12 protein-coding genes, 1 tRNA gene, 1 other RNA gene and 1 pseudogene are annotated in these 12,211 nt (G+C 70.3%); 6 read left to right on the top strand and 9 right to left on the bottom strand.

From position 1 onward, the window contains the following. The first annotated feature begins 43 nt into the window (after positions 1-43). The 4 genes and pseudogenes from ACTMTB_RS17715 (at position 44) to ACTMTB_RS17730 (ending at position 2,849) form a co-directional block, all read left to right on the top strand. Complete coding sequence (locus ACTMTB_RS17715; protein WP_441146971.1) at positions 44-430, top strand: DUF1877 family protein; 387 nt, start codon at positions 44-46, stop codon at positions 428-430. Between the two features lie 200 nt (positions 431-630). Next, a complete protein-coding gene (locus tag ACTMTB_RS17720; protein ID WP_441146973.1) occupies positions 631-1,389 on the top strand; it encodes a hypothetical protein in 759 nt (252 codons plus the stop codon). Between the two features lie 50 nt (positions 1,390-1,439). Then, a pseudogene (locus tag ACTMTB_RS17725) lies at positions 1,440-2,304 on the top strand (IS5 family transposase). A 23-nt stretch (positions 2,305-2,327) separates the two neighbouring features. Next, on the top strand, positions 2,328-2,849 hold the full coding sequence (locus ACTMTB_RS17730; protein ID WP_441146974.1) for an SMI1/KNR4 family protein: 522 nt from the start codon (positions 2,328-2,330) through the stop codon (positions 2,847-2,849). Positions 2,850-3,161: 312 nt separating this feature from the next. On the opposite strand, the gene ACTMTB_RS17735 is transcribed toward ACTMTB_RS17730, so the two are convergent. After that, a tRNA-Ala gene (locus ACTMTB_RS17735) sits at positions 3,162-3,234 on the bottom strand. Positions 3,235-3,324: 90 nt separating this feature from the next. After that, positions 3,325-3,915, bottom strand: a complete 591-nt coding sequence (locus ACTMTB_RS17740) for a YqgE/AlgH family protein (protein WP_154939236.1) — start codon at positions 3,913-3,915, stop codon at positions 3,325-3,327. A 150-nt stretch (positions 3,916-4,065) separates the two neighbouring features. Here ACTMTB_RS17740 and ACTMTB_RS17745 point away from each other — a divergent pair, with 150 nt between their 5' ends. Then, positions 4,066-4,869 (top strand): S-methyl-5'-thioadenosine phosphorylase, encoded by an 804-nt coding sequence (locus ACTMTB_RS17745; protein ID WP_441146977.1) that lies wholly within the window; start codon positions 4,066-4,068, stop codon positions 4,867-4,869. A gap of 147 nt (positions 4,870-5,016) precedes the next feature. Continuing rightward, complete coding sequence (mdlC, locus tag ACTMTB_RS17750; RefSeq protein WP_441146979.1) at positions 5,017-6,612, top strand: benzoylformate decarboxylase; 1,596 nt, start codon at positions 5,017-5,019, stop codon at positions 6,610-6,612. Positions 6,613-6,616: 4 nt separating this feature from the next. On the opposite strand, the gene ACTMTB_RS17755 is transcribed toward mdlC, so the two are convergent. The 7 genes from ACTMTB_RS17755 to prfB all read right to left on the bottom strand — a co-directional run bounded on the left by ACTMTB_RS17755 (position 6,617) and on the right by prfB (position 12,196). Further along, positions 6,617-7,558: a hypothetical protein gene (locus tag ACTMTB_RS17755; RefSeq protein ID WP_441146980.1), complete on the bottom strand. Its 942-nt coding sequence runs from the start codon at positions 7,556-7,558 to the stop codon at positions 6,617-6,619. A gap of 41 nt (positions 7,559-7,599) precedes the next feature. Then, positions 7,600-8,064 carry a hypothetical protein gene (locus tag ACTMTB_RS17760; protein ID WP_441146982.1) on the bottom strand — a complete coding sequence of 155 codons (465 nt, stop codon included), beginning with the start codon at positions 8,062-8,064 and terminating at the stop codon, positions 7,600-7,602. Positions 8,065-8,231: 167 nt separating this feature from the next. Beyond that, positions 8,232-8,607: a transfer-messenger RNA gene (ssrA, locus tag ACTMTB_RS17765) on the bottom strand. 106 nt (positions 8,608-8,713) lie between these two features. Next, a complete protein-coding gene (gene smpB / locus ACTMTB_RS17770; protein ID WP_210774828.1) occupies positions 8,714-9,193 on the bottom strand; it encodes an SsrA-binding protein SmpB in 480 nt (159 codons plus the stop codon). A 136-nt stretch (positions 9,194-9,329) separates the two neighbouring features. Further along, positions 9,330-10,205, bottom strand: coding sequence for a permease-like cell division protein FtsX (gene ftsX / locus ACTMTB_RS17775; protein WP_441146984.1), 876 nt, complete (start codon positions 10,203-10,205; stop codon positions 9,330-9,332). Positions 10,206-10,275: 70 nt separating this feature from the next. Beyond that, positions 10,276-10,956: a cell division ATP-binding protein FtsE gene (gene ftsE / locus ACTMTB_RS17780; RefSeq protein WP_088969966.1), complete on the bottom strand. Its 681-nt coding sequence runs from the start codon at positions 10,954-10,956 to the stop codon at positions 10,276-10,278. Between the two features lie 118 nt (positions 10,957-11,074). Continuing rightward, entirely contained in the window at positions 11,075-12,196 is a 1,122-nt protein-coding gene (prfB, locus tag ACTMTB_RS17785; protein WP_441146987.1) for a peptide chain release factor 2, read from the bottom strand. Between the last annotated feature and the right edge of the window lie 15 nt (positions 12,197-12,211).

Genomic DNA, 12,211 nt, shown 5'->3' on the forward strand with positions numbered 1-12,211 from the left:
CAAGCTGCCCGGGACCCCAGCGGGTTTAGAGGTCCTATTCGATGTGGAGTTCGACGAGCTGCGCCAGCGGGTCCGGGCAGGTGATGCAGTATGGCTGGAGAGCGGCTTCTTCCAGCTGGACGAGCTTTACTTGCTCCAGTCGCAGCTGGGCGGCGACCGGGAGCTCCCCGTCTTCGGAGGCCGGCACATACCGGACCCCGGCGGCGGCCCGGGCCACGTGGCGCTCGAGCCGCCGGACGTGGCGCGCACGGCGGCGTACCTGGAGACAGTTTCGTTCCCGGACCGGTGGCAGCAGTGGCGGCAACTGCCCTCGTCCGAGTCCGACGAGGAGCTGCAGGAGCGCCTGGCTCAGTACCACGAGGACCTTCGGGCCTTCTACGCCAGGTCCGCGGAGCGGGGCTGGGCGGTGGTCAAGCACTTCTCGTTCTGACCCGCTCGGGATTTCAGGTCGACGGCCGGAACCGCGAGGGATCGCGCAGGTAGGACGACTCCTTGGCCGGCTGTGTCGTGTCCCGGCTGATGCTCTACACCTGCGTCCCACCAGATGCTTGACATGATCGACGCTTCGTTGTTCAGCGTCGACCGATCGGCTAACCAGTCCTGCAACCGCCGGCTCGTATGGTCACGGGCATGATCGGCAAGGTTTCGGATGCCATGGTGCAGCACCGGCACGTCGCCTTGATGCTTGGTCTACTTGTGGCGGGCGTGAACGCCGCAGCCGTCGGGTTCGTGCCTACCTTGGGTCAGCGCCTGTTCTTCCCGCTGCTCTTCCTTACCTTGGCAGTCCTGGTCCTGGCGCTCATCACTATGGGGATCCGTCCGGCCTACTTCGTCGTGCAGCCGCAGATTCCGGCCTTCGCCACACCCGCGCCAGCGTGGAAGGTGTTCATTGCCCTGGGCTTCCTCGCGCCTGCATCGGCCAGCATCGGCGCAGTGGTGCGTTCGACCAGGGCAGGCATTGTGTCGACGTTCGACGTGGTTGCCAATATCCCCTGGTTTGTGCTGATCGCGCTGTTGCTGGTTGAGGCGTGGCGGGGTTACGGGGTACAGCTCCATCCTTACGGGATACGGCAGCGTTGGGCTCTCGGCTCACTCACTGTGCCGTGGGAGGCCCTACCGGCCGCTCAGATCCCCCCAGGTGTCGACCGCCCCTCGCGGCTCCGGATGGCGATCGCGGAACCCCAGCTGGTGCGGCGACGCGGTATTCCGTGGAGCCGGAAGGCCCTGCGCACCGACAACATCGACGCTGGGTTTCTCGCCGCTGCAATCCGGCACTACGTCTGTCACCCGGAACACCGGGTCGCGATCGGCAGCCAGGACGAGCACCAACGGCTTCTCGCCGAGTTGCCCGACCGGGACGGTTGGAAGGACGCGGGCGACGATTCCTAGGGCGTGTCCTGCCGATCTTGTAGCGGTGGATCGTTGACGATGTGCCGGTGGTGCGCCGTGGCGAGTTGGCGGACGAGGCGTGGGCGGCGATAGCGCCGTTGTTGCCGGAGCCGGGTGGGGCTCAGGGTCGGTGGCGGGATCACCGGCAGGTCATCAACGGGATCTTGTGGAAGCTGCGCACCGGGGCACCATGGCGTGACCTGCCGGAACGGTACGGGCCGTGGAAGACCTGCCACGAACGGCTGCGCCGGTGGACCGCGGACGGCACGTGGGACCGGATCCTGTCCGCGGCGCAGGTGCATGACGACGGGACACCGGTGCAGTGGAGGATCAGCGTCGACTCGTCGATCGTGCGGGCGCATCAGCATGCTGCTGGCGCCCGCAAAAAGGGGGATCTCCGGCTGGTGCGGCGACGCCTGGTGAGCAAGTTGGTGAGGCCATCGGCCGATCCCGCGGCGGGCTGAGTACGAAGATTCACCTCGCCGTCGACGGGCGTGGCCGGCCGTTGTCCATCCTGCTCACCCCGGGTCAGGCCGGCGACAATCCGCAGTTGCTGGCCCTGCTCGACGCGATCCGCGTCAACGAGCCCGGACCCGGCCGGCCCCGCAAACGCCCCGACGTGCTGATCGCGGACAAGGGCTACGCGCACGACTCGACCCGCCGAGCGCTGCGGCAACGCAGGAGCCGGCACGTCATTCCGGAACGGTCGGACCAGATAGCCACAGGGCTGCCAAGGGCAGCGCCGGCGGCCGACCACCAGCCTTCGACAAGGTGATCTACAAGAAGCGCAACGTGGTGGAACGCTGCTTCAACCGCCTCAAGCAGTGGCGTGACCTGGCCACCCGCTACGCCAAACGCGCATCCCTCTACCGATCCAGCGTGGTCCTGATCGCCGCGATCATGTGGCTTCCATGATCGGCACTATCTAAACTGCATCGATGACGGACGAGGACCTGACGCTGCCTGCGGTGCTCGTCGAGGCACACACGGCGGGGTTCTTCCACGAGCACAGCGGGCATGACTTCGATCCGTACGACACGTTCATGTGGTCGGGCGAAATGGTGGAGTGGTGGCAGAACTGGACGAACGACCCTATGACCGGCGCTCCTCCATTCCGCGCCTTCGGCCAGGACGGCACCGGTGGCCTGGCCGCCTTCTGGCTCCGTAACCCAGGTGACCCTCTCGACCGCCAATCGGTCGTGTTCTTGGGCTCTGAAGGCGAGTACACCGTCATCGCGCGCGACCTTGGCGATTATCTGTGGCTGCTGGCGAACGGCGTCGGCCCGCTCGAGACGGTCGACGGCATCGAGCGCGTGCCCGAGCCCATCGCAGCGTTGACGACAATCGCACAGCGGCACACCGACTCCGCCCGACGGTCGACCGCAGAGGTGATCGCCGCCGCGCAAGCCCAGTTCCCCGCCTTTGAGGCACTGCTCAACACGCACGCACCGGCGGAGTAACCCTGGAGTTTGACCTGTCAATGATGGAAGCCGGATCCTCATGATCGGCAGGACAGGCTCTAGGCCAAACGTCAAGCATGTCCTGGGACGGATTCGGCCCCGTCACGCATCAACTGAAGCTCGACATCGCCGACAGCCGGCCGGATCGTACGTCTGTTCGACTAGATTGTTGCTGGTGGAGGTACGGGGGCGCTGGTGGAAAGGGGCATGGGGCCGCATGGCCCGCCGGGGCACGTACCGGCCCTGAGAGCATGGGGAACAATAAACGCCCTGGTGAAGGATTCGATCCCTCACCAGGGCGTTTCGCTAGGGTGGAGCCGAGGGGACTCGAACCCCTGACCCCCACACTGCCAGTGTGGTGCGCTACCAGCTGCGCCACGGCCCCTTGCTGTCGTCCCCGGTGTCCCGGGCACGCAGAGAACTATACACACGCCGCGCGGCATGGTCATCTCGCGGGGTCCCCACCCCGTCGCGGCTAGTTCAGCGCCACGTCGGGCGGGAAGTGGGCGACCGCCGCCATCATTCCGCCCTGTCTCCGCAGCACCATCGGCCACAGGTCGTCCGGCCGGTCGACGAAGGCGTCCCCCGGCAGCGCGTCGAAGACGAACCAGGAGCCGTCCTCGATCTCCTGCTCCAACTGACCCGAACCCCACCCCGAGTAGCCGGCGAAGACCCGGATGCCGCCGATGCCGTCGCGCAGCTTCTCCGGGTCGGCCGACAGGTCGACGGTGCCGACCGCGCCGGAGATCTGCTGGAAGCCCTTCAGCCGGCGCATCGGGTGCCGCATCCGGGCGAGGCAGATCGCCGAGTCCGGCTGCACCGGGCCGCCCTCGAAGAGCACCGCGGGGTGCCGGGCCAGGTCGCTCCAGTCACCGAGCACGTCGGCGACCGGCACCTCGGTCGCCCGGTTGAGCACCACGCCGAGCGCCCCGCCCGCTTCGTGGGCGACCAGGAGCACCACCGTGCGATCGAAGTTCGGATCCTTGAGGGCCGGGGTGGCGACCAGCAGCCGCCCGGTCATGGACTCCATGGCTCGACCGCCGATCGCCCGTCCCTCCTCCTGCATCTCGGACACCGTCAGCCGCGCGCCGGGTCGTGGAACCGGTTGCCGTCGGCCGTCCGCGCTGTCACCGCCATGCCTGGCACCATAGCCTGCGCCCGGGGCGGTGGCTAAGGTCTGACCGGCGGGTGATCGAGCGGGAACGAGGGAGGGTCGATGGGTCCGACGGCGGACATCGCGGTGATCGGCGGGTCGGGGCTCTACGCGTTCCTGGACGGTGCCACCGAGCACATGGTCGAGACGCCGTACGGGGCACCCTCGGACCCGATCACCGTCGCGGAGGTGGGCGGGCGGCCGGTGGCCTTCCTCCCCCGGCACGGCCGCGACCACCGGTACCCGCCGCACCTGATCCCGTACCGGGCGAACCTGTGGGCGCTGCGGTCGCTCGGGGTGCGCCAGGTCGTCGCCCCGTGCGCGGTGGGCGGTCTGCGGCCGGAGCTGGGCCCGGGCACCTTCGTGGTCCCCGACCAGCTGATCGACCGGACCAGCGGCCGGGCCCAGACCTACTACGACCGGGGCGCGGTGCACGTGCCGTTCGGCGACCCGTACTGCCCGGTCGGGCGGCGTACGCTGCTGGCCGCCGCGGCCGGTCGGGACGTGGCGGCGGTGGACGGCGGCACGGTGGTGGTGATCGAGGGTCCTCGCTTCTCCACCCGCGCCGAGTCCCGCTGGTACGCCTCGATGGGCGGCACGGTGGTCAACATGACCGGCCACCCGGAGGCGGTGCTCGCCCGCGAGCTGGCCCTCTGCTACACCTCGATCGCGCTCGTCACCGACCTGGACGCCGGTGTGCAGGCCGGCGAGTCGGTCACCCAGGAGGAGGTGTTCCGGGTCTTCGCCGAGAACACCGACCGGCTGCGCGGGGTGCTGCTGGACGCGGTGGGCGCGCTGCCGACCCACCGGGACTGCCCGTGCGGGCACGCCCTGGACGGCATCAAGACCCCCTTCCCGCTGCCCTGAGCCTCCCCGGCCGGGTGCGCCCGGCCCGGTGAGCGGCAAAGCGCCCGACTTGTCCACCCGCCCCCGATAGATTCGGCAGGTCGGGAGCCTCTGTCGGGGGTGGGCGCCGGCGGGCGCCGGCACGCGCCGGACAGGGAGGCAGGGGCGATGGCGACCGTCCGGGACACCACCTACGAGCTGCTCCGCGCCCTCGGCCTGACCACCGTCTTCGGCAACCCCGGCTCCACCGAGCAACCGTTCCTGCGGGACTTCCCGGCGGACTTCCGCTACGTGCACGCCCTGCACGAGGCGTCCGCGGTGGCGATGGCCGACGGGTACGCGCAGGCCACCGGCCGCCCGGCGCACGTGAACCTGCACACCGCGCCGGGCACCGGCAACGGCATGGGCAACCTCGTCACCGCCTGGCACAACCGCACGCCGCTGATCGTCTCGGCCGGCCAGCAGAGCCGGGAGATGCTGTTGACGGAGCCCCGGCTGACCAGCCGGGCGCCGACCGAGCTGCCCCAGCCGTACGTGAAGTGGAGCTACGAGCCGGTCCGCGCGCAGGACCTCCCGGCGGCGTTCATGCGGGCGTACGCGAGCGCCGCCCAGCCCCCGGCCGGGCCGGTCTTCCTCTCCCTGCCACTGGACGACTGGGACCAGCCGGCGGACCCGCCGCCCCAGGTGCGTACCGTGGCGACCCGGTTCGGGCCCGACCCCCGGCGGCTGCGGGAGTTCGCCGCGCTGCTGGCCGCCAGCCGCTCCCCGGTGCTGGTGCTCGGCGCGGCGGTGGACCGGGCCGAGGCCTGGCCGCTGGCGGTGGCGGTGGCCGAGCGGCTGGCCGCCCCGGTCTGGTCCGCCCCGGCGCCGGAGCGGGCCGTGTTCCCGGAGCGGCACCCGCACTACCGGGGGGTGCTGCCCTTCGCCATCGCGCCGCTGGCGGAGAAGCTGCGTGGGCATGACACGGTGCTGGTCGTCGGCGCCCCGGTGTTCCGGTACTACCCGTACGTCCCCGGCGCGCACCTGCCCGAGGGCGCCCGGCTGCTGCACGTCACCGACGACCCGGACGAGGCCGCCCGGGCACCGGTCGGCGACAGCCTGCTCGGCGACGCCGGGCTGACCCTCGCCGCGCTACTGGACCTGCTCCCGGCGGCCGACCGACCGGCGCCGGAGCCCCGGCCGGCGGTGGCGCCGCCGGAGCCGGCCGACCCGCCGGACGCGGACACGCTCTTCGCCGCGCTGGCCGCCTGCTGGCCCACCGACGGGGTGCTGGTCCAGGAGTCACCGTCCAATCTGGCCGCGCTGCGCCGCCGGCTGCCGATGGTCCGGCCGGCGTCGTACTTCACCATGGCCAGCGGCGGGCTCGGGTACGGCCTGCCGGCGGCGGTCGGCATCGCCCTCGCCGAGCGGGACACCGGCCGGGGCCGGCCGGTGGTCGCGGTGATCGGCGACGGCTCGTTCCACTACTCGGTGCAGGCGCTCTGGACCGCCGCCCGACTGCGCCTGCCGGTGGTCGTGCTGGTGCCGGTCAACCAGCAGTACGCCATCCTCAAGTCGTTCGCCGAGCTGAAGCACACCCCCGGCGTGCCCGGGCTGGACCTGCCCGGCCTGGACATCACCGCGATCGCCCAGGGGTACGGCTGCGCCACCAGGGTCGTCGGCACGCCGGACGACCTGCCCGCCGCGCTGGCCGACGCGCTGCGCGCCGAGGGCCCGACGGTGCTCCCGGCGCCGATCAGCGGCGACCTGCCCCGGATCCTCTGACCGGTCAGCCGGCCCGCTGGGTAAGCACCCGCCCGGTCAGCACGTCCAGCACCGGCCGGCCGCCGAGCGGCGCGGAGAGGGTGACGGTGACCGGCTCCAGCTTCAGCTGGTCGGTGCAGACGCCGCTGGCCCGGACCACCCCGCCGCCGACCACGACCACGTCCTCGCGCTCCTGCACCAGCGGGGTGATCCCGGTGTCGCAGGCGCCCACCCCGAGCACGTAGGTCAGCCGGGTGCCGTCCACCCGTTCGGTGTGCTGGGCGCCCACCACGTCGGCGGGGCCGGGCCGGGCGGGAGCCGTCGGCTCGGGCACCGGGGTGACCGACTGCGGCGCGACGGCCACCCGGGCCACCGGGGCGGCCAGTCCCTCCACGGTGAACAACCAGGCCGGTACGTCGGCCACGCCGCGGCTGGTGCGGACTCCGGCGGTGCCGAGCCGGACGGCGGTGACGGTGAGCGGGACGCAGGCGGTGGCGACCGGGCTGGAGACCGAGCCGTCCGGCCCCGGCTCGATCGTCGGGCCGGGCGCCTTCGGCCGCCCCTCGCACGGCGGCGGGTCGCCCTGGTCCAGCTGCCGGTACGCCTCGGCGGCGCTGAGCAGCGGCGTGGTCATCGTGCCGTCGGGGAACCGGATCTTGCCGTCGGCGGGGCGGGCAGCCGGCAGCTCGATCTGATCCCGGTACCAGCCGGCCCGGAAGGCGGTCTCGGTGTCGGCGGTGAACCCGGGGTCGCCGACCAGCACGGTCGGGTCCTGCAGCGGCACGTACCCGGTCCGCCAGGCGGGTGCGGGGCGCCAGTCCTCGGCGACTTCCACGGCCCGCTGGTGGAACGCCTCCCAGCGGTGGTCCGGTCCGGCGGACGGTCCGGCCGGGTCGGAGCCGGCCGGCGCGCAGCCGGCCGCGGTGACCACCAGGGGCAGGCCCAGCAGGGCGAGGAGTCGACGCATACGCACTTGGACGCCGCCCGGCACGGGCCGGTTCCCGCCGGTCAGGTCTCCCCGCCGAGGTCCGTCTGATACGCCTGCCAGAGCAGGTCCGCGCCGCGCTGCCGGTGCCGGGACAGCGCCCGCAGCAGGTCGTCGGTGCGCCGGCGCAGCTCCTCGGCGCACACCCCGGGCCGGTCGACGGCCCGCTGGAGGTCGGCCAGCGCCGCGACGATGGCCCCGTGCTCCCGGGTGAGCAGCCGGACGCCGCGGTGCAGCCGGGGCGCCTGGGCGAGCACCTCCGCGTAGAGGCCGGCCGGGCCCTCGGTGATCCGGACGTGTTCGGCGAAGCCCCGGCGGACCGGGGCGAGCTGGACGATGACCCGTTCCCGCCAGCGCGGCTCCCCCGGCGGTACGGCGAGCGCCCGGGCCAGGGCGGGCAGGTCGCCGGACGGGCTGGGCCGGCGCGCGGCGGGCGGGCGGACCGCCGGCGGGGCGACGGACGGCTGCTGGATCGGACCGGTGGCCATGGGCACCTCCCGCGCTGCGTGCTACCGCGTACAGCGATGGTGGACCCCCTGCTCGGGCGCTGTCCAGGGGGCCGGAACGCCTCATTGGCCCCATCGGTCCCACTGGCCCCACAAGTATCCGGAAGACGACTGTGCGCCCCGGTCCAATGGACCGGGGCGCACATGAGGTGTGGAGGTGCCGGGAATCGAACCCGGGTCCTTCGCCGGTTTGTCAGGGCTTCTCCGAGCGCAGCTCGCTATGCCTCTACTCGGCCCCACCGCTCACGCGAGCAAGTTGGTGTGACGGGCCCAGTCGCTGATTGATCTCGCCGCACGGACCCCGCGACCGGGTCCGATTGGCCAGCCTCCTAGCTGATGCCGGCTGACTGGGACGAAGGCGTTCCCAGGCCGACAGACTCACTACTCGCCTCAGGCGGCGAGAGCGAAGTCAGCGCGATTGTTCTTGGCGCTTATTGGTTTCCGACGAACGATTCTCGAGACGACGTCGGCTTCCTCGGCTCGCTTCCCCTGCCGCAACGTACGAAGTCGAAACCAGTCACCCCCTCGGTGGGCCGCCCTTCCGGCGGCTTCGTACAAGACTAACGCCTGCCGCAACGGGTTTCATCCCGAGCCCCGGGCCGGATTCACCGACTCGGACAAAGACGACAGATCAGTCGTCCATGCCCTTGCCGCGCCGGCCGGCCACCCGGGCGATCTCCCGGTCGGCGTCCCGCTTGGCGAGGTCCTGACGCTTGTCGTACGACTTCTTACCCTTGGCCAGGGCGATCTCCACCTTCGCCCAGCCGTCGGAGAAGTAGACCTGCAACGGCACCATGGTCAACCCGCCCTCGCGGGTCTTGCCGATCAGCCGGTCGATCTCCAGCCGCTTGAGCAGCAGCTTGCGGGTACGCCGGGGCTCGTGGTTGGTCCAGGTGCCCTGGGTGTACTCCGGGATGTGCATGCTGTGCAGGTAGAGCTCGCCGTTGCGCTCCTGGGCGAACGCGTCGACCAGGGACGCCCGACCGGCCCGCAGCGACTTGACCTCGGTGCCGGTCAGCGCCATGCCCGCCTCGTACGTGTCGAGGATGGCGTAGTCGTGGCGCGCCTTCTTGTTGGAGGCGACCACCTTGCGACCCTTTTCCCGTGGCATCGGCGCCACCCCCTTTCCTGGTGACCCACGACCGGTGCGACCGGCCGCGGGCAGAGATCATGCTACCCGAATGACAAGGACCCTCCCGCGCCGTTTATTCCGGCGCGGAAGGGCCCTCGGCGGAGCCGTCGGGTAACTAGACCCGCAGGTAGAAGCGGAGCGTGATCCAGCCGGTGACCGCGCTGAACAGCGCGCCGACGCCCGCCATGATCGGGAACATCAGCAGGATGTCGCCCCACGAGACCGGCGTGATCAGGCCCTCCAGGGCGGACAGCGAGCCGCTGCCGCCGAAGTACTTTCCGAGCGCCATGAACACCAGCGCGAGGATCGAACCGATCAGACCGGCGACCACCGCCTCCAGCACGAACGGCGCCTGGATGAACCAGTTGGACGCGCCGACGAGCTTCATGACCGCGACCTCACGCCGCTTGCTGTACGCGGCGACCTGGATGGTGTTCGCGACCAGGAGCAGCGCGGCGGCGGCCATGAACACCGCGATGACCAGCGCGAAGGTCTGGATGCCGGTGAGGACGCCGAAGACCTTGTCCAGCAGTCGGCTCTGGTCGACGATCTCGTCGACCCCCTCGGTGTCCTTGTACTGGTCGTAGATGTTCTTGTACTGCTCCGGGTTGACCAGCTTGAGCCGGAACGACTCGGGCAACTGGTCCGCCTTGACGGCGTTCACCAGGTCCGGGGCGTCCTGGTACATCTCCTGGAACCGCTTGTACGCCTCGTCCTTGTTGACGTAGAGGACCTCCTTGACCAGGGGGTCGCTCTTGAGCTTGGCGTCCAGGTCGTTGCGCTGCTGCTCGCTGACGTCGGTCGCCAGGAAGATCGAGACCTCGACGTTCTCGTAGTAGAGGTCCTTCATGTCGCCGACCTTCTGGTACAGCAGGCCGGCTCCGCCCAGCATGAACAGCGACACCGCCATGGTGATGATCATGGCGATGGTCATGGTGACGTTGCGCCACAGTCCGACCAGTACCTCGGACAGGACGTATTTCATCCGCATCGGGTGTTCCTCCGGCTCTCCGGCATGAGGTGTTCGTCGTCAGGGTGTACGGCAGGGGTGGAGCGCCGGCTCACCCGTAGACGCCGCGGGCCTGGTCGCGCACGATGCGGCCGCTCTCGATCTCGACGACGCGACGGCGCATCTGGTTCACGATGTTGGAGTCGTGCGTGACCATCACGACGGTCGTGCCGGTGCGGTTGATCCGGTCCAGCAGGCGCATGATCTCGATCGAGGTGTCCGGGTCCAGGTTTCCGGTCGGCTCGTCCGCCAGCAGGATCAGCGGACGGTTCACGAACGCCCGGGCGACGGCCACGCGCTGCTGCTCACCACCGGAGAGCTCATGCGGGTAGCGGTGCTCCTTGCCACCGAGCCCGACCAGCTCCAGCACCTCGGGCACGACCCGGCGGGCGACCGCCTTGGTCTTGCCGATCACCTCGAGAGCGAACGCCACGTTCTCGTAGGCGGTGCGGTTGGGCAGCAACCGGAAGTCCTGGAAGACGCAGCCGATCGAGCGCCGGAAGTGGGGTCGCTTCCAGGAGCGCATCGTGGTGACGTCCTTGCCGTTGACGACGACCCGGCCCTTGTTGGGGCTGACCTCGTGCAGCAGCATTTTGATTATCGTGGACTTGCCGGAGCCGGATGGACCGATGAAGAAGACGAACTCGCCCTTCTCGATCGAGACGGACACGTTGTCGAGCGAAGGCCGGGACGCCTTCGGGTACGTCTTCGTCACTTGCTCAAGCTGAATCACGGGTGGTGAGTCTACGCGGTGTAACCGCTGAGCCAAGTCCTACGCCCCACCTGTGCGAGGCGCGTCATCGATTGCCCCTCCCGCCAGGAGATCGACGACGCGCTCCGCCCCCGCTTGATCACACAGCGTCGTTGGCGAGCTGCTGCTGCTTGCGCCAGCGGATGCCGGCCTCGATGAAGCTGTCCAGTTCCCCGTCGAAGACCGAGGACGGATTGCCGGTCTCCTGCTCGGTTCGGAGATCCTTCACCATCTGATACGGGTGCAGGACGTAGGAGCGCATCTGGTCGCCCCACGAACCGGCGGCGTCCGTCTTGAGGCCCTGGAGCTTGGCCTGCTCCTCCTGCCGCTTGCGCTCCAGCAGCCGGGCCTGGAGCACGCGCAGCGCGGAGGCCTTGTTCTGCAGCTGGGACTTCTCGTTCTGGCAGGTCACCACGATGCCGGTGGGGATGTGGGTGATCCGGACCGCCGAGTCGGTGGTGTTGACGCTCTGCCCGCCCGGCCCGGAGGACCGGTAGACGTCGATCCGCATCTCGTTCTCGGGGATGTCGATGTGGTCGGTCTGCTCCACCACGGGCAGCACCTCGACACCGGCGAAGCTGGTCTGCCGGCGGCCCTGGTTGTCGAAGGGGCTGATCCGGACCAGCCGGTGGGTGCCCGACTCGACGCTGAGGGTGCCGTAGGCGTACGGGACCTTGACGGTGAAGGTGGCGGACTTCAGGCCAGCCTCCTCCGCGTACGAGGTCTCGTAGACCTCGGTCGGGTAGCCGTGCCGCTCGGCCCAGCGCAGGTACATCCGCAGCAGCATCTCGGCGAAGTCGGCGGCGTCCACCCCGCCGGCGCCGGCCCGGATGGCGACCAGCGCCTCCCGGGAGTCGTACTCGCCGGAGAGCAGGGTGCGGACCTCCATCTCCTGGATGGCCTTGCGCAGCCCGCCGATCTCCGTCTCGACCTCGGAGAGCACCCCCGGGTCGGCCTCGGCCTCGGCCAGCTCCAGCAGGACACCGGCGTCGTCGAGCCGGGAGCGGAGGCTGCCGAGCTTGCCGATCTCGCCGTTGACGTACGACAGCTGCGAGGTCACCTGCTGCGCCTTCGCCTGGTCGTCCCAGAGGTCGGGCGCGGACGCCTGCTCCTCGAGCCGGGCCTTCTCCTCGTGCAGGCGGTCGAGGTCGAGCACCGCCTCGATGTTGCGCAGGGTGGCGTCGAGTTCCTTGAGCTGTTCGGCGTAATCGGCAGCGGTCACGACAGACAAGCGTAC

The organism is Micromonospora sp. L32 (assembly GCF_052068055.1).
In the GTDB taxonomy this organism is placed as follows: domain Bacteria; phylum Actinomycetota; class Actinomycetes; order Mycobacteriales; family Micromonosporaceae; genus Micromonospora; species Micromonospora purpureochromogenes.

Bases quoted from the DNA above. Each gene is read 5' to 3' on its own strand.
- ACTMTB_RS17720 (WP_441146973.1), top strand. From the start codon at position 631: ATGATCGGCAAGGTTTCGGATGCCATGGTGCAGCACCGGCACGTCGCC.
- ACTMTB_RS17730 (WP_441146974.1), top strand. From the start codon at position 2,328: ATGACGGACGAGGACCTGACGCTGCCTGCGGTGCTCGTCGAGGCACAC.
- ACTMTB_RS17740 (WP_154939236.1), bottom strand. From the start codon at position 3,915: ATGCAGGAGGAGGGACGGGCGATCGGCGGTCGAGCCATGGAGTCCATG.
- ACTMTB_RS17745 (WP_441146977.1), top strand. From the start codon at position 4,066: ATGGGTCCGACGGCGGACATCGCGGTGATCGGCGGGTCGGGGCTCTAC.
- mdlC (WP_441146979.1), top strand. From the start codon at position 5,017: ATGGCGACCGTCCGGGACACCACCTACGAGCTGCTCCGCGCCCTCGGC.
- ACTMTB_RS17755 (WP_441146980.1), bottom strand. From the start codon at position 7,558: ATGCGTCGACTCCTCGCCCTGCTGGGCCTGCCCCTGGTGGTCACCGCG.
- ACTMTB_RS17760 (WP_441146982.1), bottom strand. From the start codon at position 8,064: ATGGCCACCGGTCCGATCCAGCAGCCGTCCGTCGCCCCGCCGGCGGTC.
- smpB (WP_210774828.1), bottom strand. From the start codon at position 9,193: ATGCCACGGGAAAAGGGTCGCAAGGTGGTCGCCTCCAACAAGAAGGCG.
- ftsX (WP_441146984.1), bottom strand. From the start codon at position 10,205: ATGCGGATGAAATACGTCCTGTCCGAGGTACTGGTCGGACTGTGGCGC.